18 protein-coding genes are annotated in these 24,997 nt (G+C 65.7%); 11 read left to right on the top strand and 7 right to left on the bottom strand.

Annotation, left to right across the window (positions count from 1 at the left end):
- Window positions 1-36 precede the first annotated feature (36 nt).
- Window positions 37-747 (top strand): type I 3-dehydroquinate dehydratase, encoded by a 711-nt coding sequence (locus tag llg_RS01415; protein ID WP_338287730.1) that lies wholly within the window; start codon window positions 37-39, stop codon window positions 745-747.
- Here the strand turns inward: llg_RS01415 and llg_RS01420 are convergent.
- Complete coding sequence (locus tag llg_RS01420; protein WP_338287731.1) at window positions 744-2,735, bottom strand: ATP-dependent DNA helicase; 1,992 nt, start codon at window positions 2,733-2,735, stop codon at window positions 744-746. The two genes, llg_RS01415 and llg_RS01420, sit on opposite strands and share 4 nt — an antisense overlap.
- Before the next feature lie 184 nt (window positions 2,736-2,919).
- Here llg_RS01420 and llg_RS01425 point away from each other — a divergent pair, with 184 nt between their 5' ends.
- A complete protein-coding gene (locus llg_RS01425; RefSeq protein ID WP_338287732.1) occupies window positions 2,920-4,308 on the top strand; it encodes an LptF/LptG family permease in 1,389 nt (462 codons plus the stop codon).
- Window positions 4,309-4,363: 55 nt separating this feature from the next.
- On the top strand, window positions 4,364-5,059 hold the full coding sequence (locus tag llg_RS01430; RefSeq protein WP_338287733.1) for a hypothetical protein: 696 nt from the start codon (window positions 4,364-4,366) through the stop codon (window positions 5,057-5,059).
- 504 nt (window positions 5,060-5,563) lie between these two features.
- Here the strand turns inward: llg_RS01430 and llg_RS01435 are convergent.
- From llg_RS01435 to llg_RS01455, 5 genes are all read right to left on the bottom strand, one after another.
- Window positions 5,564-7,714: a LamG-like jellyroll fold domain-containing protein gene (locus tag llg_RS01435; protein ID WP_338287734.1), complete on the bottom strand. Its 2,151-nt coding sequence runs from the start codon at window positions 7,712-7,714 to the stop codon at window positions 5,564-5,566.
- A gap of 34 nt (window positions 7,715-7,748) precedes the next feature.
- The gene (locus tag llg_RS01440) at window positions 7,749-8,885 is read right to left on the bottom strand and encodes a glycoside hydrolase family 16 protein (RefSeq protein WP_338287735.1); all 1,137 of its coding nucleotides are present in this window, start codon (window positions 8,883-8,885) and stop codon (window positions 7,749-7,751) included.
- Between the two features lie 151 nt (window positions 8,886-9,036).
- Window positions 9,037-9,501, bottom strand: a complete 465-nt coding sequence (ybeY, locus tag llg_RS01445; RefSeq protein WP_338287736.1) for an rRNA maturation RNase YbeY — start codon at window positions 9,499-9,501, stop codon at window positions 9,037-9,039.
- A 30-nt stretch (window positions 9,502-9,531) separates the two neighbouring features.
- Window positions 9,532-11,133: an HDIG domain-containing metalloprotein gene (locus llg_RS01450; protein ID WP_338287737.1), complete on the bottom strand. Its 1,602-nt coding sequence runs from the start codon at window positions 11,131-11,133 to the stop codon at window positions 9,532-9,534.
- 261 nt (window positions 11,134-11,394) lie between these two features.
- Window positions 11,395-12,372 carry a PhoH family protein gene (locus llg_RS01455; RefSeq protein ID WP_338287738.1) on the bottom strand — a complete coding sequence of 326 codons (978 nt, stop codon included), beginning with the start codon at window positions 12,370-12,372 and terminating at the stop codon, window positions 11,395-11,397.
- A gap of 157 nt (window positions 12,373-12,529) precedes the next feature.
- Between llg_RS01455 and llg_RS01460 the strand changes: the two genes are divergently transcribed.
- From llg_RS01460 to llg_RS01485, 6 genes are all read left to right on the top strand, one after another.
- Window positions 12,530-13,258: an ATP-binding cassette domain-containing protein gene (locus tag llg_RS01460; RefSeq protein WP_338287739.1), complete on the top strand. Its 729-nt coding sequence runs from the start codon at window positions 12,530-12,532 to the stop codon at window positions 13,256-13,258.
- 107 nt (window positions 13,259-13,365) lie between these two features.
- The gene (locus llg_RS01465) at window positions 13,366-14,100 is read left to right on the top strand and encodes an ABC transporter permease (protein WP_338287741.1); all 735 of its coding nucleotides are present in this window, start codon (window positions 13,366-13,368) and stop codon (window positions 14,098-14,100) included.
- 43 nt (window positions 14,101-14,143) lie between these two features.
- Window positions 14,144-16,039 (top strand): Gldg family protein, encoded by a 1,896-nt coding sequence (locus llg_RS01470; protein ID WP_338287743.1) that lies wholly within the window; start codon window positions 14,144-14,146, stop codon window positions 16,037-16,039.
- A 36-nt stretch (window positions 16,040-16,075) separates the two neighbouring features.
- Window positions 16,076-17,410, top strand: a complete 1,335-nt coding sequence (locus llg_RS01475) for a DUF4340 domain-containing protein (protein WP_338287744.1) — start codon at window positions 16,076-16,078, stop codon at window positions 17,408-17,410.
- Window positions 17,411-17,541: 131 nt separating this feature from the next.
- Window positions 17,542-18,696: a sialidase family protein gene (locus llg_RS01480; protein WP_338287745.1), complete on the top strand. Its 1,155-nt coding sequence runs from the start codon at window positions 17,542-17,544 to the stop codon at window positions 18,694-18,696.
- A gap of 87 nt (window positions 18,697-18,783) precedes the next feature.
- A complete protein-coding gene (locus tag llg_RS01485) occupies window positions 18,784-20,214 on the top strand; it encodes an MATE family efflux transporter (RefSeq protein WP_338287746.1) in 1,431 nt (476 codons plus the stop codon).
- Between the two features lie 242 nt (window positions 20,215-20,456).
- Here the strand turns inward: llg_RS01485 and llg_RS01490 are convergent, their stop codons facing one another.
- Complete coding sequence (locus tag llg_RS01490) at window positions 20,457-21,599, bottom strand: DUF5009 domain-containing protein (protein ID WP_338287748.1); 1,143 nt, start codon at window positions 21,597-21,599, stop codon at window positions 20,457-20,459.
- Between the two features lie 156 nt (window positions 21,600-21,755).
- Between llg_RS01490 and llg_RS01495 the strand changes: the two genes are divergently transcribed.
- Window positions 21,756-22,727 carry a formylglycine-generating enzyme family protein gene (locus llg_RS01495; protein WP_338287750.1) on the top strand — a complete coding sequence of 324 codons (972 nt, stop codon included), beginning with the start codon at window positions 21,756-21,758 and terminating at the stop codon, window positions 22,725-22,727.
- Window positions 22,728-22,743: 16 nt separating this feature from the next.
- Window positions 22,744-24,987 (top strand): hypothetical protein, encoded by a 2,244-nt coding sequence (locus llg_RS01500; RefSeq protein WP_338287751.1) that lies wholly within the window; start codon window positions 22,744-22,746, stop codon window positions 24,985-24,987.
- Window positions 24,988-24,997: the final 10 nt, after the last annotated feature.

A 24,997-nucleotide genomic window follows, 5' to 3' on the forward strand; every position in this document is an offset into this window, starting at 1 on the left:
ATTGACGTTGGAGCGCCGCCGGTGCATCGCTCGGCCATGATTTCCAACAGCCTCCGCCTCGAAACCGGGACCCCGCTGACTGTCGGCAGCTTCGGCGACGCCTCCGCGCTGCGGGAAAGCACCCCGGCCTCGGTGCTCGCGGCCTGCGACGTGGCGGAGATCCGGCTCGACCTGCTGGCCGCGGGAGGACTGCAACCCGATCGGCAACTTTGGGAGCACCTGAATGGCGTGCCACTTCTGTTCACCGCGCGCCGCCGCGAGGAGGGGGGGGCCATGGACAGCCCCCCCGCCCTGCGCCGATCCTGGCTGGAAGCCGCCCTATCAGATGCCGCCGCCATCGACATCGAGGTCGCCAGCCTCGCTGAACTCGCTGATTTTCTGGAAATCCTGAAGGACCGGCAGATCCCGCTGGTGGCTTCCTATCACGATTTCGAAGGCACCCCGACCACGCCGGACCTCACCGACCGGCTGGAGACCGCGCGCGCCGCCGGAGCCGCCGTGTTCAAGGCCGCCGCCCGGGTCCAGGGCCCGGCGGACATCACCGCCCTCGCCACCTTCCAACAGGCCGACCACGGCCTGCCGAAGGCACTGATGGGCATGGGCCCGCTGGCCCCGGTGTCCCGCCTGCTCTGCGCCCAGCTCGGCTCGGTGCTGAACTACGGCTACCTCGGCACCACCCCCACCGCCCCCGGCCAATGGAGCGCGGCGCGGCTGAAGGATGGTATCCAATCGCTGGCCTCGATCTAACCCACCACCTCCACCGGAGCGTCCGGCAGGGCGTTGAGGAACATCTTACCGTAGCGCTTGGTCAGGATGCGGTTGTCGAGGATGCAGACCAAGCCGCTGTCCCGCGCGGTGCGGATCAGGCGGCCGACGCCCTGGCGGAGCTTCAGGATCGCCTCGGGCACCGAGTAGTCCATGAACGGATTGCCACCCGCGGCCTCGATCGCCTCCAGCCGCGAGGCCGTGAGCGGGTGATCCGGCACGGCGAAGGGCAGGCGGGTGACCACGACGTTGGAGAGCGATTCCCCCGGCACGTCCACCCCGGTCCAGAAGCTATCGGTGCCAAACAGAACGCTGTGCACGTCGTTCCGGAATTCCTCGATCATCCGGTGGCGCGGCAGCCCCTCGCCCTGGATGAGCAAGCGCCAGCCTTTCCGGCGGAAGAACGTCTCCAGCTTCGCCGCAGCGTCCCGCATCGTGCGGTAGCTGGTGAAGAGCACGAACGCCCGTCCCTCGCTGGCCTCCACCGCGTCGCGGATACCATCGGCGAGCGCCTGATCGTAACGCGGCGTGCCGGGATCCGGGATCGACTTGTAGATCTTCACCCGCATCTGGCGTTGGAAATCGAACGGGCTGCCGATGCTGAGCGCGCGGGCGTTTTCGGCCCCCACCCGGCCGCGGAACCAGCCGAGCTGGGGATCGCCGACCCCGAGGGTGGCGCTGGCCAGGACCGCGGTTTTCCCTTTCTCGAACAACAGCGGGCGCAACTTGTCCGCGACGTTCACCGGCGCGGCATGGAGGGAGTATTGGGTCTCGTCGCGACCGCTGCGCTCCACCCAGTAGACGCTGTCCTCGTTCGCCTGATCGAGGAACACGGACACCGCGCCGTGGGCTTCGCGGAGGCGGCGGGAAGCGTCCTGAAGCTCGGAGCGGGTGGATTCGTTCTCCACGTCCGCGGCGAGGGCGTCGATTTCCTGCCAGAGATTCCGCAGCGGTTCGGCGAGGGAGTTCGGCACCAACTCGGGCTGGCGGACGCGGAACTCCTTCGAGAAATCCCCGAAGCGGGCGGAGTCGCCGAGGTGATGGAAAAAGTGATCGGCCGCCTCAATGGCCGCCTCGACCGCCGTAAGGGCGGAGGCCTTCCGGAACGTGCGCAGCAGCCCCTTCCGCGTCCGCGGGTGGTGGAGCCGCTGGAGATCGAAGCGCAGGCCGGACTGAGACAACCGCAGGCCGAGCTGGACCGCCGCCACCTGCTCGATGGTGTGGGCCTCGTCGAGCACCGCGAAGTCGTTGGGAAACAGGAAGCCAGGCACCTTGTCCTCGATTTCCTCGCCGCTGTTCAGCAGTGCGAAGAACAGGGTGTGGTTCACCACCACCAGCTTCGCATCCGCGGCGGCCTTGCGCGCCTCCTGGAAGAAGCAATCGCCGCGCGGACCGCAGAAACGGGCCGTGCACAGGTGCGCCTCGCTGCACACTTGGAGCCAGACCTTCATGGTCGGTTGGAAATCGAGGCCGCTGAGCGTGCCATCGCGGGTGGACTCCGCCCACTGGTGGATGCGGTCCAGTTCGTCGCTCTCGGTGCTGGTGAAAAGGTCGGCCGCCTGCTCGCGGGCGCGCTTCAGGCGCAGCGGGCAGAGGTAGTTCTGGCGGCCCTTGAGAAGCACGGCGGGCAATTCCTCCCCCAACAGCTTGCGGACGATCGGGATGTCCTTCCGGACCAACTGCTCCTGAAGGTTGATGGTGTGGGTGGAAATGACCGCCTTGCGGCCGGTCTCCAGGGCGAACTTCGCGGCAGGCACCAGGTAGGCGAGGGATTTCCCGACGCCGGTGCCGGCCTCCGCCACCAGCGGCTCCGCCTTGAGCAGTGCCTCCGCCACCGCCACGGCCAGTTCCTGCTGCTGGGGCCGGAACTCGAAGTCACGGGACTTCGCCAGCGTGCCCTTGTTGGAGAACGCATCACGCACCAGTTCGGCGAATCCAGGCATCGGCTGGCCCTCGGTGATGGCGATCATGTGGCGCCCATCGCACCCGCCAAAGCGCCGCCTGCCAAGCCACAAACGCACCGCGCCCACGATCCGTTGTGAAAGTCCTGTGAATGAAGCCGCCTCCGCCCCGTCCAACCGCCGCGCCGGGAAAGCCGACAACACGCTCGACACCCGCCCCGGCCCCGCCCCAATCTCCCGCCCACCGAGCACCATGCCTGTTTCCCGTGACACCCTGCGGCGCCTATTGGTGCCCCTGCTGCTCGCCCTGCTGGGCATCGGCCTTTTCAGTTGGCTGGTGCCGGCGGAAAGGCTCGCCGTGGCCGACCAGCTCGCGGGCTTCCCGGATTCCGACCAGACCGCGCACGCCGCCCGGCCCTACATCCTCAGCGCGCTGTGCTTCCTCCCGGCCGCCTGCGGCCTGCTCTACGCGTTCGCGGGCACGCTGGCCCGCTACATGACCCGCCAGTTCGCGGGCATCTTCGCGATCTGTTTCCTCTCGCTGCTCACCATCTGGCTGCTCCAGGACCTGCAGAACAATCTCAGTGACTTCCGTGGCGGCAAGCACCTCCTCCACACGCTCGGGGTCTTCTACGGCACCCGCCTGCCCTTCATCATCCGCGAGCTGCTGCCCTACGCCCTGCTGCTTTCGCTGCTCTTCTGCCTCGGCAAGCTCTCGAAGAGCCGCGAGATCGTGGCGATGATCCAGACCGGGCGCAGCCTGCCGCGGATCGTCGGCCCGCTGATCCTATCCGGCCTGGTGGCCACAGCGCTGTGCATGGCCCTGAACTACCACTGGGCCCCGATCGCGGAAGGCACCGGCGACGAAATCCTCGAAACCGCCAAGGCCGCGGCGATCAAGGGCGGTGCCGGCGTCGAGATCAAGGCCAGCAACGTGCTCTACCGGAATCCGGGCAAGCACCGGCTGTGGATGGTCGGCACCTTCCCGAAGAACTACGAGAAGGGCGAGCCGCTGCTGAACGTCGAGGTCACCACCACCCGCGACGACAAGACCCTGGAAACCCGCCTCGCCGCCTCGAAGGCGATCTGGAACCCGGCCGACCGCTCCTGGACCTTTGAGAACGCCATCACCGGCGAGTTCACCCCGGGTCTCTATCCGATGTTCAACTCCGAGCCGGAAACGGTGGTGAAGCAGGGATGGAGCGAAACACCCTGGCAGCTCATCAAGCCGGGCCTGTCCCCGCCGTTCCTCGGCATCCCGGACCTCAACAGTTGGCTGAAGGCAAACAGCGGCAACGAGGTGACCCTGAACCCCGCCCCTTACCTGACGCAGTGGCACTATCGCTGGGCCCAACCCGTGATCTGCCTGGTCACGGTGCTGCTGGCCGCCCCGCTGGGCATCCATTTCTCTCGCCGCGGCTCCACCGGCGGGGTAGCGATGGCGGTCGCGCTGTCCGGCGCGCTGCTGTTCTTCACCACCATGAGCCTGAGCTTCGGCGAGGCCTCGATCATTTCCCCGGCCGCGGCCGCCTGGCTGCCGAACGCCGCCTTCGCGCTGCTCGGCATGTATCTGTTCCACCGCCGCATGACGGGCCGTCCGATCTACCAGTCCATCCTGAAGCTGTTCCCCGGCGGCAATTGAGCCGGCGGTTGCATTTCGGAATTCACTCCGCGGCTCCCAGCGTTTTTCCTGTCCCATGGCCCTCGCCGAATCCTGGCATCTCCGTTCCCGCTCCCGCGAATGCGCCGCGAGCGGCCAACCGTTCACCGACGGCGAGCCGATCGTGACCGCCCTGTTCCCCGATCCCGAGTCCAGCGGCTACGTCCGCAAGGACTTCAACGTGGATGCCTGGAAAACCCGCGGCGAGGACGACGAGAAGCCGTTCTCCTTCTGGAAGGCCGTCTACCACGCCCCGGTCTCCGAGGATAAAACCCCGGTGATGCACAAGGAGAACCCGGAGGAACTCCTGCGTCGTCTGGTGGACGAGGACGAGGACCACACCGAGAACGTCCGCTACATTCTGGCAGTGATGCTGGAGCGCCAGAAGCTGCTCCGCGAGACCGACACCCAGCGCCTGCCCACCGGCATCCTGCGGGTGTACGAGCACCGCAAGAACGGCGACGTCTACATCATCAAGGACCCGAACATCCCGCTGTCGCAGGTGGATCAGGTTCAGGAGGAAATCATCCTGCTGCTGGAAAACGGCGGACGCGTTCCCACACCGGAAGCCGAGATGGCTGCCACGGAGGAATCCACCACGGAACCAACCGGAGAAGCACCCGCTCCAGAGGCAGAGGCAGAGGAAACTCCCGCCGAAGCCGCGCCGGAAGATGGCGAAACGGTTTCCGACGACACCCCGGACGACGAGGACACCGGCGACGAAGAGGAGTGAGCCCCGAGTTCTGAGGCTCTGAACCGAAACGTAGCCGCGCTCGGGAGAGCGCGGGCTGGAGGGAAACTCCCATCCCCATGCAAGCCCAGTCCCCGGTTCGCATCCGACCTCTCTGAGCCCGGAGGGCGACGTATCCTAGCCGGTGGCGCAAGCCACCGGTATCAGACGGCCATGAATTCCAAGCCCCGGGCAGGGGCGACGCAAACGACGGCCGGACGACGATCCCGATCGATATCCGCGCCCAACGTTCGAAGAGTTCCAAATCCATCCAAACCGTTGGAATGACTGATCGACCGAGAGAGCGCAAGCTGCGTCGTCCCTGGCGGGACTTGGATGCGCTCCGCGCTCGGTCCGGTGGCTTGCGCCACCGGCTAGGATACGTCGCCCTCCGGGCTCAGAAACGCGGCAAGTGAACTGAAGAACCGGACATCCAACGATGATGGGAAATCCACCCCACCCACGCTCTCCCGGGCGCGGCTACAAATGAACGCGCAGCGCGCTAGCCTAGTAGTTGTTCGTGATGTTGGCGGTGATCACGCCGCGGACATCCCCCGGGTCGTGGAATTGCCAGATGCGGACTCCGGAGAATGACACCGTGCTTTGTTTCCACGTTGCCGCCCCACCCCAGCCGGGCAGCCAGACGCCGAGCGTGAGCTGCGCGGCCATCGACGGGACGTAGAGCAGGTTTTCCGCGACCTTCTTGCCATCCAGGTAGTGGTCGGCGCGGCTGCCCATGTAGACGGCGTAGCTGTTCGGCCCGAGGCGTTTCAGCGGATTGCCGTAGTAGGAATTGAAGCCGATGGCCTTGTCCTGGACCCAGTAAAAGCCACCGGACTCGATCACCTGGGCATCGGTCACTCCCGCGATGGGCACCAGCGTGGTGTGCCAGTCGGTGGTCAGCGTGTGATACTGGCCATCGATCATCGGCGTGACGCTGAACGTCCGCGTTTGATTCTTGGTCTGGAGGAAGGTGTTGTAGAGCCCGTTGTCGAAGTTCCCCGCTTGGCCGAACTCCGGAAAATCGATCTCCGACCAGTATTCGTTGGCCGTGCCGTAGACCTTCATCAGCGGGTTGTAGAGCGGCGTCTCCGGATGGAATGAATCGACGTTCGAACTGACGGCCACGTAGCGGTAGCCGTAGACCCACACCGCGGGGATCGCCCCGGCAGGACGCATCGGATCGGCCGGACCACCGGCGAGGGCCGCGGTGCCGCCGATCTTCATGTCCACCTCGTAGCGGCCCGAGGCATGGAACGCACGGGTCACGACCATGCCGCCGACGCGCGACTTCGCGCCGCCATAGCCGGTCACCGCGCCGTCATAGAGATCGCCGTTGGCCTGGCAGACCAGCACCGGGCGGTTCGCGCCCCACACGCTATCGTCCTCCACGCGGACGTTGGCGGGCGTGACACCATTATTCCCCTGCCCCCACATTTTCCGCGGGATGTACCAGCGCCCGGCATCGACTCCACCGCTGCTCCAATCCTCCATCATCACCGCCTCCGCGGTGGAAGGGAGATCTGGCACCTCGCTGGCCACCGGTGCCCCCGGCGCGGCCACAGCCGAAGCCCGCACCCGGAAGAACCCGCGCCCCGTATCCAACGGCACCTCCGCCTTCATCGCGAGGTAACCGAGCGGCGCGGACGTTTCCAAATCCCGTGAAGGCGTCACATCACCCACCGGCGTCCAATCCCCCTGGAGCGCGCTGCTGCGTTCCAATTGATAGCCCGCCCCGGACTCCAACTGGAGCCAGCGGACCACCATCCCCCCGGCGGAAGCACCAGCGGCGGCGGAGGACATCCCGCCCGCCGCCACCGGAGAGGTTCCGAAAAAATACTCCGCGAGGTTGGTGGCCCCGTCGCCATCCTGATCCACCCAGCCACCCCGGCGGGAGGCGTAGGGGATCTGGAGCGCCCAATCGGCGTAGCTGGTATAGCGCGGCACCTCGGCCTGCCCCGGATTCCATGCCAGCCAGGCCATCTGCTTTGCATCGAGCGCCTCATCGAAGAATGCCACGTCATCGAGCAAGGTGGTGATACCGCGCGAGGTGGAACCGTAGCGCGAGGCCAACGTCACCGCGGAAATGGCCTCCGACGCGGTGTGGGGAATGGGGCTGCCGCTGGCGACGCCATCCACGTAGAGCGTCACGCTGACCCCATCCGCCACGATTCCGAGGTGATGCCACGCGTTGCTGGTGATCGTGCCCAGCGCATAGCCATCGGTGGCGGTGGCCGAGCTGAACTTGTAGAGCGCGATCCCGCCGCCGGGGCCGGTGGCCTCGATCACGAACCGCGCGTAGCCCGACGGATTCCCGATCGACACGAAGTCCGGCCAACTGTCGAGCGTCGAGCTGCCCATGTTGGCGTAGACGTGCATCGATAGCGTGAAGCGGTTCGTCCTCGCCGCGGTGCCCGACAGCGAACCGGTCACCGCCTGCGAGGTGCCGCGCACGAAGCTGCCGGAGCCGCCCCCGAACTTGTGGGTCGCGCTGCGGGTGACCCCGCTGAACGCACTCCAGCCGATGGCGGCCGAGCCGCTGTTCGCGCCGGGATTGGCGGCATCATCGAAGCCATAGCGGGAGATCATCCCGGCCGACGCCGGAGAAACGGCGGCCAGGAGAACGATCCACGACGACAGCAGGCGAAGGGTTTTCATGGTCGCGTGCGTGGTGGCCGGGAGGGAGCGCCGGTTACTTTTTCACCGGCTTGCCGTCGGCGGCGTAGTTGTCGTCGATGTTGGCGGTGATCACGCCGCGGACATCGCCTTCATCGCCGTATTGCCAGATCTTCACCGAGGAGAAGGAAACGGTGGATTGCTTCCACGGCGCGGAACCGCCCCAGCCGGGAAGCCACACGCCGAGGTTCAACTGGGCGGCCATCGAGGGCACGAAGACCTTGTTCTCCGCGACCTTCTTGCCGTCGAGATAATGCTCGGCACAATCCCCGGCGCACACCGCGTAGCGGTCCTTGCCGAGCCGCTTGAGCGGATTGCCGAAATACTGGCTGAAGGGCACGGCCCGGTCCTGGACCCAGTGGAACCCGTCCTTCTCCTTCACCTGCGCGTCGGTCACGCCTTCGATCGGCACCAGCTTCGTCCGCCACTCGGTGGTGAGCGTGTGATACTGGCCGTCGATCATCGGCTTCACATCGAAGGTGCGCGGCTGGTGTTTGTTCTGGAGGAAGGTGTTGTAAAGCGCCTTGTCGAAGTCCCCGGCCTTGCCGAACTCCGGGAAGTCCAGCTCGGACCAGTATTCGTTCGCGCCCTCGCCGTAGGCCTTCATGTTCGGGTTATAGAGCGGTTCGGCGGCATGGAAGGCATCCATCCCTTCCTTCGGCACCGAGACGTAACGGTAGCCATAGGTCCATACCGCGGGCACCGCGCCCTTCGGCCGCATCGGATCCTCGGGACCACCGTCCTGTTTCGCGGTACCGCCGATTTTCATCACCACCTCGTAGCGGCCGGAGGCGAAGAAGCCGCGCGTCACCACGATCCCGCCCACGCGCGTGCCCACGCCCTCGTAGCCCTTCACCGGGCCGTCGTAGAGGTCGCCGTTCGCCTGGCACACGAGGACGGACTTGTCCTTCCCCGCAACCTTGTCCTTGGCGATGCGGACGTTCTCCGGCGAGACGCCGCTGTTGCCCTGGCCCCACTTCTTCCGCGGGATGTACCAGCGGTTGGTTTCGATCCGGCCGCTGCTCCAGTCCTCCTCAAGGACCAGCTTGGCACCGGAAGGCAGGGCGGGCAGACGGGTTTCCTGGGCCGTGGCGACGGCGGCGAACAGGAACGGCAGAACGACAAGGGCGGGTTTTTGAAATGCAGGGGCCATGGGCGGGCGGGCTTTGGGTTGAGGGGCCGGAGAGCTGGAAACGCTCCCGTGGCACCACGTCTGGACCCATACCACCGGCCGGAAAGCCGCCCTTCATGATTTCCTCCGGTCCTCCGGGCAAACCAGTCCCACCCTAACAAAACTTGCCCGCTCAGCGCAGCCGTCCATCCAGACCACCGGCCCAAAGCTCGGCGACGATCGCCTCCTGGGCCGTTTCCATCTGATCGCGGTCGATCGGATCGGCATCCTCGTGGCCGGCGAGATGGAGCAAGCCGTGGACGAGGTAGCGGAGCAACTCGCGGCCCACGGGCTCATCATACTCGGCCGCCTGCCGCAGCGCGACCTCGGTACCGATCACGATTTCGCCGTGATGGAAGGTGATCACATCCGTTGGCCCCTCGATGTCCATGAAATCGCGGTGGACCCGGTCGCTGGTGATGTCATCGACCAAGGCGACCTCGATGGTGGCGAGCAGCGAAAGCGGCGATTCGTCGTGCGCGGCACGGGCGAGCGCGAGGCGAGCGGCATCCCCGGCGGCATCCTCCAGCGCGGTGAGCCAACCTTCCGGAACCGGGACTTCTTCCTGATGGTTGCCGACGATGACTTCGAGACTCATGGGGATGATCGGTGGGCGGTGGTGGTGCGATCAGGCCGCCTCATCGGTCCGGAACGAGCGCCCGCCACGGGTGGCGTCACGGTCGAGCGGCTGGGAAGAAAGGCGCTGGGTATCGGCGCGACGGGAGGAGGCGGTGCCACCCGAAGTGGCCTTGTCTCCCTTGTCGTCCGGGTAGTCGATCCGGCTGTGTAGCATGGACCGGAGGGTATTGGCGAAACTTTCCTTCACCTTTGCCAGCTCCCGGCAGGACATCATGCACTCGTCGAGCTGGCCATCGAGCACGCGGGCCTGGACGATGTCATCGATCATCGCGCGGATCTTGGCGGGGGTCGGCTTCCGCAGCGTGCGGGACGCGCTTTCGACCGAATCCGCCAGCGAGATGATGCCGCTTTCCGCGGTGCGCGGCTTCGGGCCGGGATAGCGGAAGTTCTTTTCATCGACGTGGGGCAGGTCCTCGCGGTTGCCGAGGCCCTTTTCGACCTTTTCGAGCTCCGCCTTCTTCTGCTCCTGGGCCTTCCGATAGAAGTAGTAGACCAGCGAATCGCCGTGGTGTTCCTGGATCACATCGATGATCCGCGGGTTGAGCTTGTGCTTCACCGCGAGGTCCACGCCGTCCTTCACGTGGGCGATGATGACCAGCGCGCTCATGGTGGGCGTGAGCGAGTCGTGCGGGTTCTCCGCGCCGTCGTGCTGGTTCTCGATGAAATACTCGGGCTTCTTCAGCTTGCCCACGTCGTGGAAGTAGGAACAAACGCGGCAGAGCTGGGCATTCGCGCCGATGCTCTCGGCCGCGGCTTCCGCCAGTGAAGCCACCACCAGGCTGTGGTGGAAGGTGCCGGGGGCCTCGAGCTGCATGCGGCGGAGCAGCTTGTGGTTCAGGTCGCTGAGTTCCAGCCAACTGATGCCGGTGGTGAGGCTGAAGATCCCCTCGAACACCGGAAGCAGGCCGCCGACCAGCAAGGCGGTCATGATGCCGGTGGCGAAGGCCGCGGCGACCCCGAGGCCGAACGTCTGGAGCTGGTCCATCATCTGGACGTCCCCCGGCCCGAAAAGGTCCAACTGGCGGAAGATGACGGCGAGCAGGAGCGCCACCAGGCCCACCGCGCAACCGGCGCGGAGCAGTTGCACCCGTTTCAAGACGCGGGTGGTGGCGATAACCGCCGTGATCCCGCAAACCAGACTGGTGAGAAGAAAGAGAATGACATTCCCCGCAGGGACGAACAGCGCGCCAACGAGGCTGACGTAAACCGCTGAAAAGGCCCCCACCGAGCGGCCGAGCAACACCCCGTGCAGCATCGGCGCGAGCGCGAAGGGGATGAGCAGGAACCGGTACATCGGCGGCACCGATTCATTCTCGGTCAGCACGATGGCCAGCCGGACGATGGCGAGATGGCCGAGCATCCCGCCGAGCACCAGCACCACGCGGCTGTTCCGGCGACAGGACGCCTCGCGGCCGACGTGGAACATCGCGACGGCGACCAAGGCGAGCACGAACCCGCAGAGGGTTCCTTTCATCGGGTCCGGGGTGAACACCGAGTTCTGGGACGAGCGCAGGACCAGCACGGCGGTACCGACCGCAAAGGTGGCGTAGAGGGCGAAACGCACCCACACGCTGAGCTCCAGCGATTGCATTGTGGCGCTCTCGGCATGCACGCGCCGCTTTTTCCCGGACGAAAGACCCTGCCGGGCCAACCGCCATCGTTTGATCGCATCCAAAAATCCCACGTTCGTTCGATCGGTTTCGGGACAGCGAAGGGCGCGAGAACCGCGCCCTTCTGCGGAGGAACAGCTACCCCATTCCGCCCCCCTTGGCAACCTGCAAATCCCACCCGGGCCCGCCCATTCCGGAGTGGGGCACTCAGGATTCGGGGGCTCCCAGCGGGAGAAAAAGGACTATCCCTTCTGGGTGCCGCGGTGCTTGTCGTAGGCCGCCACGATGCGGGCGACCACCGGGTGGCGGACGATGTCGGCCTTGGAAAAGCGGATGAAGCCGATGCCCTCGATGTTCTGGAGCGCCCGCTCGGCTTCGACCAAGCCGGACGCCTGGCCCGGCTTGAGGTCCACCTGCGAACCGTCGCCGGTGACCACCATCCGGGAACCCTCGCCGAGGCGGGTGAGGGTCATGAACATCTGCTCGCGGGTGGTGTTCTGGGCTTCGTCCAGGATCACGAAGGCGCGGGCCAGCGTGCGGCCGCGCATGAAGGCGAGCGGCGCGATCTCGATGGTGCCGTCCTCCAGGTAGCGCTGACCCTCCTCCGGCGGCAGCATGTCATGCATGGCGTCGTAAAGCGGCCGCAGGTAGGGGGCGACCTTCTCCTTGAGGTCGCCGGGCAGGAATCCGAGCGCCTCGCCGGCCTCCACCGCCGGGCGGGTGAGCACCACGCGGTTGATCAGGCGCTTTTTCAGCATCGTCAGGGCCATCGCCATGGCGAGGTAGGTCTTGCCCGTGCCCGCCGGGCCGAGGCCGAAAACGATGTCGTTTTTCTCGATCGCCTTCAGATATTCAAGCTGTTGCGGGGTCCGGGGCACCACCGGCTTGCGGCCCCGCAGGCCGAGCAGGCGGACTTCGGCGAGATCGGCAACCTTCACGTCCCCGCCACCGGTGGCGACGTCCACGGAGAGATGGAAATCCCGCTGCGAAATGACCGAACCGTTGCGCCGGGCCTCCTCAAGATCGTGGAAAACCGACTTCGCGCGCTCGACGGCGTCCTTCGTCCCTGAAAGCATCACCCAGCCATCCCGGGTCACCGCCCGCACACCGAGTTTTTCCTCCAGATAAGCCAGGTTCCGCGGATCATCGGCGAACAGCGAGTGCAGGAACTGGGGAGTATCGAACTCCAACCGGATCTCGGTTTGCTTCTCTTGGATCATTCGGGGGCATCTAACGGTAACCCATTCCGGCGGTCAGTGCAAAAAATCTGATGCGGAATTTCGCTTGAAATTCACGCCCGGCGGAAAAAATCCAAACGCGTCCCGTAACCGGTGGCGCTGAACCCACCGCCGGTCCGGCAACCCATTTTTCCTTCCCATGATTGAAGTCGAAAACCTCAGCAAACACTTCGGCAGCAAGACCGCCGTCGACAACCTGTCCTTCTCCGTGAAGAAGGGCGAAGTCCTGGGCTTCCTCGGGCCCAACGGCGCCGGCAAATCGACCACCATGCGCATGATCACCGGTTTCATCCCGCCGAGCGCGGGGGACGCCAAGCTCTGCGGCATCTCGATCGTCGACCAGCCGTCCGAGGCGAAGAAGAAGGTCGGCTACCTGCCGGAGTCCGCCCCGCTCTACAATGACATGACCGTGTCCGGCTTCCTGCGCTTCTGCGCGGACATCCGCGGGCTCGGCGGCGCGGCCAAGAAGGAGGCCGTGGAGCGCGCGATCGACACCTGCTTCCTCGGCTCCGTGGCCCACCAGGGCATCGAGACCCTTTCCAAGGGCTACCGCCACCGCACCTGCTTGGCGCAGTCCCTCCTCCACGATCCCGAGATCCTGATCCTGGACGAACCGACCGACGGCCTCGATCCGAACCAGAAGTACGAAATCCGCCAGCTCATCAAGCGCCTCGGCCAGACCAAGACAATCCTGTTCTCCACCCACATCCTCGAGGAAGTGGAGGCCGCCTGCTCGCGGGCGGTGATCGTGGACCGCGGCCGCATCGTGGCGGACGGCACCCCGGCCGAGCTCGTCAAGCGGGGCGGAGGGTCGCTGCACGACCTGTTCCGCAAGGTCACCAGCCGCGACACGGAGGCGGCGGCCTGATGGCCACTGGTTAAAGGTTAAAGGTTAAGGGTTAGAGGTTATTGGATAAGCCCAACCCACCCCCTTTAACCAATAACCCCTAACTTCTAACTTTTCCCACCCACCCCATGAAAAACATCTGGACCATCTTCAAGCGGGAGATCGTCAGCTACTTCACCCACCCCATCGCCTACGTGGTGATCGTGGTGTTCATCTTCCTCTCGATGCTGCTGGCGTTCACGTTCGGGAACTTCCTGGCGGCACGCGACGCCTCGCTGACCTACTCGTTCTTCCTCTACCTGCCGCTGCTGCTCATGATCCTCGTGCCCGCCGTGGGCATGCGCCTGTGGACGGACGAGCAGCGCAACGGGACCATCGAGCTGCTCGGCACCTTCCCGATCTCCACCTGGAACATCATCGTCGGCAAGTTCCTGGCCGCCTCCGTCGTGTGGCTGGTGGCGCTGGCGTTGACCTTCCCGATCTGGATCACGGTGAACTACCTGGGGAATCCGGACAACCTGATGATCTTCTCCGGCTACCTCGGGGCCTTCATGCTGTGCCTGACCTTTCTGGCGATCACGCTGCTGGTGTCCGCCTTCACGCGGGACCAGGTGATCTGCCTGGTGGTGTCCGCCGGCATCTGCATCGTGCTGGTGCTGACCACCTTTGAATCGGTGGTGCAGATCTACTCGCAGAGCCTGCCGCAGTGGCTGGTCTCCTCGCTGACCTCGGCGGGCGTGTGGGAGCACTTCATGTCGCTGGCCCGCGGCCTGTTCCGGATCCAGGACTTCGTCTGGTTCGGCTCCATCATCGTGACCTGCCTGCTGGGCACCAGCGCGGTCCTTTCCTCGAAGCGTGCCTGATCCCTCCGGAAAGCAGAACCTGAACCACGCACCTTTCCCACCCATGTCTGCCAAAACCACCCATCCGGTGCTCCGGACCGTTCTCGGCATCATCCCGCTGATCCTGATCGTCGTGCTCGGCAACGTGCTCGTCTCCTCGCTGGGGATCGGCCACCGCGGCGCGGACTTCACCGAGAACAAGATCCACACGCTCTCCGACGGCACCAAGGCGATCCTCAAGGAGCTCGATGCCCCCGTCGTGATCCGCTACTACGCGTCCCGGAAGACCGGCTACCTGCCCGAGGATCTGAAGCTCCACATGCGCCACGTGGACGACTTGCTGAAGGAATACTCGACCCTCGCCGGCGGCAAGCTGCGCGTCGAGAACCTCGATCCCCAGCCCGACACCGACGCCGAGGATTCCGCGAACCTCGACGGCATGAGCGGCCAGCGCATCAATGACGAGAACCTGTTCTTCGGCATGGCCATCTCCTGCCTGGAGAAAACCACCACCATCCCCTTCCTCGATCCGAACGACGAGACGATGCTGGAATACCAGCTCTCCCGCGCGATCTCCGAGGTGAGCACGGCGAAGAAGCCGGTGGTGGGCGTGATCTCCGCGCTCGAACTGGACGGAGCCCCCGCCATGATGCCCGGCCAGCAGCCGACCCAGGGCTGGGTGATCTACCAGCAGCTCAAGCAATCCTACGACGTCAAGAACCTGGGCATGACCCCGGGCGTGATCGATCCGAAGGAGATCAAGGTGCTGCTGCTTTTCCATCCAGCGAACATCACCCCCGAGGCCGAGTTCGCCGTGGACCAGTATGTCCTCCAGGGCGGCACGGTGGTGGCCTGCCTCGACGCATTCTCGGTGGCGGCGCAGATGACCGGCGGCGGCAATCCGATGATGGGCGGCGGCGGTGCTCCCACCTCCTCCACCCTTCCGACCTTGCTCAAAGCCTGGGGCGTGAACTTCGAATCCAGCCAGGTGGTGGCCGATGGCACCTACGCCACCCAGATGGCCCAGAACCGCAAGAGCGCGGCGGTCCTCACCCTGCCGCAGGCCGCGATGCAGAAGGACAACGTCGTGACCCGCAACCTGGACAGCGTGACGCTGTTCCTGCCCGGCGGCTTCACCAAGACCGGTGGCAGCGGCGTCAGCATCAACAGCCTGATCCGCACCACCGACAAGGCCGGCCTGGTCGACGCCATGCGCGCAGCCCAGCTCGATCCGAAGCTGGACACCACCATGGAGCGCAAGGGCGTCGCCTACGACATCGCACTGACGCTCGATGGCAAGTTCAAGACCGCCTTCCCGAACGGCAACCCGGCCGACGCCGCCAAGCCTGCCGATGGCGAGAAGAAGGATGAGCCGAAGAAGCCGGACTCGCTCAAGGAAGCCACCGCGGAAGGCCATGTCTTCCTGATCGGCGACGTGGACGCGTTCTACGACCGCTTCGCCTACTCGGTGCAGAACTTCGGCGGCATGCAGATGGTTTCGCCGATCAACGGCAACTCCTCGCTGCTGATGAACATCATCGACCAAGCGGGCGGCTCGTCCCACCTGATCGGCGCCCGCAGCCGCTCGGCGACCCGCCGCCCGTTCGACGTCATCCAGAAGATGGAGGACGACTTCAACAAGACGATCGGCACCGAGATCTCGAAGTTCGAGAAGCAGAAGGAAGAGGCGCAGCAGAAGCTGTCCGCCCTCCAGAGCCAGAAGAGCCGCGGCAGCGATCTCTACCTCTCTCCGGAGCAGGAAGCCGAGATCAAGAAGCTGCGCGAGCAGCAGGTCACCGCGTCCGGCGAGGTCCGCAAGCTGGAGAAAGACCTGAAGCGCCAGAAGGACTCACTGTTCGGAAACATCTTCCGCCTCAACGTGCTCGCCATGCCGGCCCTGGTCGCCCTGTTCACCATCGGCCTCTTCATCACCCACCGCAGCCGCACCCGCGCCCGCTGATCCATCCACCTCTTTTAGATCGAAACTCCCAAGACCATGTCAAAACGCCTGGTTATCCTGCTATGGGTCATCGCCGCCGCGCTCGGCGGACTCGTCTACGTCGTGAAGTCCGGCCAGAACGCGCCGGCCAAGGGCGCGGCCGCGCGCAAGTCCGGCCAGACCCTGTTCGAATCGTTCCCGGCCACCGACGTTTCCGCGATCACCATCAGCGGCACCGACGGCACCGCCCACCTCGTGAAGAAGGACGGCAAGTGGACCATCACCGAGCGTGACGCCTACCCGGCGAACACGCAGGCGGTGAACGAGCTGATCCGCACCATCACTGACGTGAAGGTGGTGGGCGCGATCGAAGGTGCCACCTCCTTCGCCTCCCGCTTCGGCATCGATCCCTCCGCCGCCAAGTCCGAGGACCGCGGCCTTGAGGTGACCTTCGCTAACGCCGGTGGCACCGAGATCGCCAAGGTCTCGCTCGGCAAGAGCATCGGCGGCGGCCAAGCCAACCCGATGAATCCGATGGGCGGCGGCTCGACCGGCCGTTTCATCCTCAACGCCGCCGACAAGTCCGCCGTTTACAAGACCAGCGAGATGTTCGGCGCGGTGTCGTCCGATGCTAAGACCTGGCTGTCCGATGAGTTCCTCAAGGTCGAGAAGCCGAAGAGCGTGGCCGTGACCGCCCCGGGCAAGGCCGACATCCTGTGGAAGGTCAGCCGCGACAACGAGGAGGCGAACTTCAACCTGGAGAACGCCAAGCCGGAGGACAACTTCGACCCGACCACCACCACCGGCCTGAAGACCCTGTTCTCGTTCGCAAAGTTCGACGACGTGGTGCCCGCCGCCGATGTCGAGAAGCGCGCGCAGTCGGACCAGAAGCGCGTGGCCACCGTAGAGACCTTCGAGGGCTCGACCTACACGCTGACGATCACCCCGGCCAAGGCCGCCGAGGCCAAGCCGGACGCACCCGCCGCTTCCGCCGACAGCTACCTCCTGACCGTCGACGTGACCGCCACGCTGCCGACCGAGCGCAAGAAGGAAGCCGACGAGAAGCCGGAGGACGCCAAGGCCAAGGACGAGGCATTCGCCAAGCGCCTCACCGAGCTGAAGGAAAAGCTGGCCAAGGACCAGTCGTTCAAGGGCCGCACCTTCGAGGTGCGCGAGTATGCCCTCGACTCGCTCATCAAGGGCCGCGACAGCTTCAAGAAACAGGCCGCTCCGGCCGGTGGTCCGCAGGGCATGCAGGGAATGCAACTGCCTCCAGGCATGCAGCTCCCGCCGGGCATGTCCATGCCGGGTGGTGCCGCTCCCCGCGGCGCTCCGGTCGAAGCGGTGACCCCGCCGATCGAAGTGCCCGCACAGGGCGGCGACGACAAGTGATCGGCCTCCATTTCTGATTTCCGAACGGCGGACCGCGAGGTCCGCCGTTTTGCGTTTCACGACCGGTCGGTTTTCCGGACCAGCAACTTTCCGACAGGGCCTCCGGACCGCCGCGCGTATCCGCCCGCCGCATGCGCGCCCTCGTTTTCATCACCATTCTCTCCTGCCACCTCGCCGCCGCCACCCCGCCGGTGGATCTCTTCAAGGGCAGCGGCCACGCCCCGGACCACACCTATCGGATTCCCTCGCTGGCGGTGACACGCAAGGGCACGCTGCTGGCCTTCGCCGAACTCCGGAAAAACAGCGCGGGCGACACCGGCGACATCGACACGGTGGTGAAACGCTCGACCGACGGCGGCAAGACGTGGTCCGCGGAAACCGTGGCGCTCGATCTCGACGGCAACACCATCGGCAACGCGTGCCCGGTGGTGGACCCGGCCACCGGCCGCATCACCGTGGTAGCGGTGTGGAACAAGGTGCCCGAGAACCAGATCAAAGCCGGATTCGGAGAGGACTCGCGGCGGGTCTATCTGGCCCAAAGCGACGACGACGGCGTGACGTGGTCGAAGCCCGAGGACATCAGCCCCCAGGTCAAACAACCCGGCTGGGGATGGTTCGCCTCCGGACCGGGCGCGGGCATCGTGCTCGCGCGCGGCAGCCACAAGGGCCGCATGGTGATCGGGGCCAACCACCGCGAGACCGAAGGCGATGCACCCGGCTATTACGCCCACACGATTTATTCGGACGACTCCGGGAAAACCTGGCAATCCTCCCGCACCTTCGCCGCCCGCCACACCAACGAGTGCGAGGTCGTGGAACTGGCGGACGGCAAGCTCCTGCTGAACATGCGGAACCACGGCTCGGGCCAACGCGACCGCGCGGTCGCCCTCTCCAAGGACGGCGGCGAAACGTGGGAGGAAACCCATTGGGACGCCCACCTGCCGGAGCCGCAATGCATGGGATCGATCCTGCGCCAATCGTGGCCCGGCGCTGGAACACCCGGCCTGATCCTGTTCTCCAACCCCGCCTCCCGCTCCGGTCGTCGCGATCTCGTCCTGCGGGGCTCGCGCGATGACGGCCAAACGTGGCCGCTGGCGAAGCTGATCCAACCGGGCGACGCGGCCTACAGCCATCTGGCGGTGTTGCCGGACGGAGCGATCGCCATTGCTTACGAAACCGACCGCTACTCGCGCATCGCCTTCACCACCGTCCGGGCCGGGGAACTCCGCCCGGCGGAGGATGTGGTGAAACCCGACGGCACGCCGCGCGACACCCCGGCTCCGTAAATCCTCTCAAGGCTCTAGCGGAACGGCGGAATCCGTGCCATCAGTCCCCCGCCCCACCGGAAAGCCTCCGCGGGCCGCCCCGTTTCCATGTCCGATTCACCCGCCCCGGAGGAAGCCTCCGCCCCCAAGACCTCCGGCACCTTCTGGCGGAGCGTCGGCCAATCGCTGAAAGGCGAGCACCACGACTACACCTCCGAGCCACTCGGCAAGGCGGTGCTGCTGCTCGCCGTGCCAATGGTGCTGGAGATGGTGATGGAGTCGCTGTTCGCGATCTCGGACGTGTTCTGGGTGTCCCACCTCGGCAAGGACGCGGTGGCGGTGGTGGGCCTCACCGAGTCGATCATGACGCTCATCTACGCGGTGGCGATCGGGATCTCGATCGCAGCCACCGCCATCGTCTCGCGCCGCATCGGCGAGAACGATCCGGACAAGGCCTCGCACTCCGCCGGGCAGATCGTGCTGGCGGGCCTCGGGATTTCCGCGGGCATCGGCATCGTGCTCGGCTGGTTCGCGCCACAGATCCTGCGGGGGATGGGTGCGGACGAGGGCATCGTGGCGATGGGCTCGGATTTCGCACGCGTGATGCTGGGCGGCAACACCACGGTGTTCCTCATCTTCCTGATCAACGCCATCTTCCGCGGCGCGGGTGACGCGGTGATCGCGATGCGCACGCTGTGGCTGGCAAACGGACTGAACATCGTGCTCGGGCCGTGCTTCATCTTCGGCTGGGGACCGTTCCCGGAAATGGGTGTCACCGGCGCGGCGGTGGCGACGAACATCGGCCGCGGCATCGGCGTGATCTACCAGCTCTGGCACCTCACCGGCCATCACAGCCGGATCCGCGTGCTACCGCGTCATTTCTTTCCGGACCGCGAGGTGCTGGCCACCTTGATGAGCAAGGCGGGCAGCGGCATCGCCCAGCTCCTGATCAGCACCACCAGCTGGGTGGGCCTGTTCAAGATCCTCGCCCTGTTCGGCAGCTCGGCGCTGGCGGGCTACACCATCGCGATCCGCATCGTGATATTCGCGCTGATGCCTGCGATGGGACTTTCCAACGCCGGAGCGACGCTCGTCGGCCAGAACCTCGGCGCGGAGAAACCGGACCGGGCGGAAGCGGCCATCCGGATGGCGACGAAATACAATACGCTGTTCCTCGGCATCGTGGGGCTGTTGTTCATCGCGCTCTCCGGCCCCTTGGTCGGGCTCTTCACCCACGAGCCGGACGTCCACGCCTTCGGTACCCGCGCGCTGTGGGTGGTGAGCCTGGCGTTCCCGCTCTACGCGGCGGGAATGTGCCTGGAGGGCGCGTTCAACGGGGCGGGCGACACGTGGACGCCCACGCGGCTGAACTTGTTCTGCCTGTGGCTCGGACAGGTGCCGCTGGCATGGCTGCTGTCGATGCCACTGGGCTTCGGCCCGACGGGGGTATTCATCGCCGTGCCGGTGTCGTTCTCGGCGCTGGCGGTGTGGAGCTGGGTGCTCTTCCGCAGGGGGAAGTGGAAATTGCAGAAAGTGTGAGTGGGCGCCTAGCAGACGCCAGAGGCCTTCTGATTTTGGAGTACGGCGAGCAATCGCCGCTTTGGGCGCGGGAGAGAATCGACGGATCACGAAGCCGCCCCATCGAGAGAATGCCAGAACCAGCGGTGAGGTGGTCTTGGAACGGGAGAGCGTTTGGTGAATGCAGGTTTTCCACCCGGCGATGACTCGCCTCCGCTCATCGCGGCGATCGCTCGCCCCACTCCACATTCAAGACAACCGCGTCACACCTTCAGGAAAATCTTCCCGCGGTACATCCACCACAGGATCATCCAGAAGCAGGCGAAGATGAGAAAACCGCTCACCACCGGCGCGTAGGCGCCGCCGAAGACCTCGGCGTAACCCGGTCCGAAGTGGGTGGCGAAGCTGCCGCGCAGGAAGCCCTCCATCAGATGGGCCATCAGATAGGCGGCCATCGAGTTTGCACCGACCACCACCAGCGGATAGGCCCATTTCCGCCACCCGCGGACATCGATGAGCGCATAGAACACGGCCAGCATCAGGAAGCACGCGCCACCACTCGCCAGCGTCCAGGAGGGGGTCCACACGCGCTTCACGACCGGGCAGATCCCGACGACATGGAGCAGCCATCCCGCGCCGATGCCGATCACCCCCGCGACGGCCAACTTGCGGAGCAACTGCTTCGCCGGACAGCCTGCCCGCAGCCAACGCCCGGCGATCAGCCCCAGCAGCATGGTGCCGAGGGTGGGGATGAAATTGAGAGTGAGGTAGCCGCCGCCATTCGCGGTGAACGGTTCGGGGCGCGGGAAGAGATTGAGGAACCAACGATCGAAGGCCACGCCGGGGTTGGAGAGCTTGTTCCAGTGAACGGCAAATCCGTCGTTCGTCCCCGGCAAGGGATAAAGCGCCCACGCCGCCCAATAGCCCACGAGGATCACCGCCAGCGCGATGCCCTGGACCCGCGCGCTTCTCCGTCCCAGCCAGTAGAGCACGGGATAGCCGAGGCCGATCTGCGACAGGGTATCCTCGAAAGTCCAAACGGTGTGGTCACGGTCGATCGACCGAAGGAAGACTCCCAGCAGCACCAGCACCAAGGCCCTCCAACAGGCATGCAACGTCATTTTCCACTCCGGCTGGCCGTGGGACGCACGGCTGGCGAGGGAGAACGGCAGCGCTACTCCCACCAGGAACGAAAACGATGGCTGGATGAGGTCGTGCAGGCTGCCACCGGCCCAGGCCACGTGGTGCTGGTGCCAGGCGAGGAAGCGCCAGAAACCGCTTTCCGGCAGGGTCTCCGAAACGGCGGCGAAATTCAACACCTCGCCGAGCATCAGCACCATCACCAGGCCGCGGCAGGCATCGATCGAGCCCAGACGGGGCGGTTTGGCAGGCGCTGTCTCCAACATGGCCGCGTGCTACGCGCGCCTCCTTCGGGTCTTTCGGAAAACGGAATGGTTTCGTGAGCCGACCGCCTGCGTAAATTTGCGTGTAACATTTAAACCGCCGCGGGGTATATAAGAGCGTTCCGTATGTTCCGCTTGCATCATGTCCTGGGGACCCTCGTGTCCCTGTCCCCGCTGTCCTGTGCCCTGGCCGCACCGGACGAGGCTCCCGCGCCGCTGCACCTCACCGCTCCGGATCTCGATCTGATCGGCGTGCCCGCGGGAACGTTCCAGATGGGTTCGGACGACAAGGACCCGCAGCGGTTTCCCTCCGAACTGAAGGTGACGACGGTGTCGCTCAGCCAGCCATTCTGGTTGGGGAAAACGGAGGTGACCCGTGGCCAGTGGGAAGCGGTGATGGGCCCGATCACGGAACCAACCTTCATCGGCAGCCCCAAAGATCTCGCAACCTTGGCATCCGATCTGCCGATGGCGGACGTGACCTGGGGCCAGGCCATCGCTTTCTGCGACAAGCTCACCGCGCGCGAACGCATCGCGGGCCGCTTGAAGCCGGGCTACGTCTTCAGCCTGCCATCCGAGGCGCAGTGGGAATACGCGTGCCGCGCGGGAACCACCGGGCTGATGCCCGCCTCCACCGCGGACCGGGACGCGACGATCTGGTACATGAAAACCGCCGGGCCGTGGACCTACTCGATGGGGGCCAAGCTCAATCCGGTGGCGGAGAAGAAGGCGAACGCGTGGGGATTCCACGACATGCTCGGCAACGTGCGCGAGTGGGTGCTCGATCCGGCCGCACCCTATCCGGGCGGCAGCGTGACCGACCCGCTGCCACTCAAAGGGGTTTTCCCCGGCAAGCCGCAGAAGGAGGAGATCGAGCTGCGGATCATGCGCGGAGGCTGCTGGATCGATGGCGAGCGCGGCACCCGCGCGGCGGCCCGCGATTGGGCTGATCCCACGAAGTATGCCGCCGCCCCGGAAAAGAAGCCGGACGGCAAACCGGGCTCCGATTTCCGCGGTGGCACGGTCGGTTTCCGGCTCGCCCTGATTTCCGAGAAGATGCGCGCTGCGGTGGATCCGTTCGTGCGCACCCTTGCCACTCCTCCAGTCGCCGTTGCTCCCGCCAAACCCTGATCCCCCTTTTCCCGCGATGAAAGCCCCTCTCCTGCATGCCCGGCTGCTGATGTTCGCGGCGGGAACGCTCGCCCCCCTGCCCGCGCTCCACGCGGCTCCCGAAGTAGCGGCCTCGACCGCGCCCGCCGACGCGGGACTGGCGGCGGCGATCCAAACCGGCGACTTCAAGGCCTGGCGCAAGACACTGGCGGCGCGGATCACCGCGGCCGCGGCGAAACCCACGCTCACGCCCGCGGAGGCGAAAGCGCAGGAACTCGATCTGGCCCGCCACGAGTTCCTGCTCCAGACGATGGCCTCCACCGGCCTGCCGCCCGCGACCCGTCCGGGACAGCCCGACAAGACCACGGCTGGCGACGCCCTGGCGGCGGTGGCGCAGGACCCCGGCGGCAAGGCATTCCTCACCTGGCTTCTCAACGACCCGGCGGCGCTCGGATACTATCTGGATAGTACTTTTTTCGCCTTCGCGGAGACCGACCGCACGTATGGCCTGCAGGTCTGGCGGAAGATCTGGGAGAAGGATCCGGAGAGCCATTCCGGCCTGTGGTGCCGGGTGGGCGCGGCGTTCGCGGTGGCCTATGGCAAGGAGCGGATCGTCACCGAAACCGCGTGGGACCAGAAGATCGAGCGCACGCTCGATCCGCTGGAGCGCTACGATTTCTACCGGGCGTCGTTCCAACAGGGGAAGCTGATGCCCTACTTCGCGGCCGCCCCCGCGTGGGAGCTGGTCTACACCGTGCACGCCTCCTACCGCTCGATCGAGGAGATGAAGTGGGCGCAGCAGATGCTGCCGCCGGAGCGCTTCAACCCGCGCGGCGCGGGCAACATGGAGTATCAGATCGTCAAATACCGGCTCTACAACTACCGGGATTCGATCATCCACGGCACCGCCTATTTCGACGGCAAGCCGAACACGCTGATGACGATCGCCGACTACGGCTCGGTCTGCGGCGGCCTCTCGAACACCGGCATCAGCGTGGCCAACGTGTTCGGTCTGCCCGCGTTCACCATCGGCCAGCCGGGACACTGCGCGTTCGTGCTGAAGGGATCGCCGAGTTCGTGGGACGGCGGCAATTTCGTCTCGGGCTGGAAGGACAGCTTCGACGCGCACCAGATCAAGTTCTTCGCCTGCGCCTACAGCGTGAACGTGAAGCTGCTGAGCCGAGCGTGGAACCACCCGCAGTTCGCGGAGGCCGAGCGGCTGCGCCGGCTGGGGAACGTGAAGCTTGGCGCGGGCGACAACTCGGCGGCGCTGGCGAACTTCGACAAGGCTTCGAAGCTTTGCCCGTTCCATTTCCTGGCACGGGCGGCGATGATCCGGCTGCTGATGGAGGACGACAAACCGGCGTTCATCGCGCGGCTGCGCCAGGAGTGCGTGGATCTCGCCCGCGAGCTCGCGGAGTTCCCGATGGCCACCGAGACGCTCCGCAAGGAAGCGGAAACCAAGCGGCTCAATCCCTCCTTCACCCCGGACCAGAAGGCGGCCTATCTCGGCCAGATCGCGGCAGGGCTTTCGTCCGCCACACCGACCCGCCAGGCCAACCTCGGCACCAAGGCCTTCGCCGACGCGCTCTCGCGCCAGCTCGCAACCTTCGGACTGAAAGACAAGGAGGTCGACAAGGTCATCGATCTCGCGGTGTTTCCGAAGAAGCTGAAGGCCGGTGAAACCGCGCCGGCGCCACCGGTCCTGAAAGCGCCCGCGAAGACGGAGGAGCTGGTGCGTTACCTCAACGCGCTGGAGTCTGCGGCGAATGCCCGCGAGGCCTTCGCCGCCTCGGTGAACGCGGTGGTGGCCGCCCTTCCTGAGAACGTCCGGCAATCGGTGCACCTGAAGACCGCGCCGAAGCCCGATCCGAAACCGGCGACCTACGATGCGAAGACATTCGTGAAAGTCGGCTCGTGGACGCGCGACAGCATCGGCCACGCGCCGGTGGTGACGGACGGCTGGCATGAGATGGAAATCGCGCTGCCACCGGCGGAGCGCCGTCCAGGCCAGTTGACGGTGGCGTTCGTGCAGACCAATGGCGAGACGCTGAACGTCGAAAACCTGCGCTTGTTCGCGGATGGCACGGAGGTGGACGCGGACGACCGCGCGCTGGTGCTGAAGGGCAAGAAGCCGGGCTTGTTCAGCATGGAACTGGAGCCCGCGATGCTAAAGGCGAAGCTGACCCTGAAGGCGGTCGTGTCCGACGTGCCGGATGGCAAGACCAGCGACGGCGAGGTGCGGATTCTGGAACCCGCTCCGCAGACCGCGCAGAGGTAACGCGGAAAAC

The sequence above is a fragment of the Luteolibacter sp. LG18 genome, assembly GCF_036322585.1.
GTDB lineage: Bacteria > Verrucomicrobiota > Verrucomicrobiia > Verrucomicrobiales > Akkermansiaceae > Luteolibacter.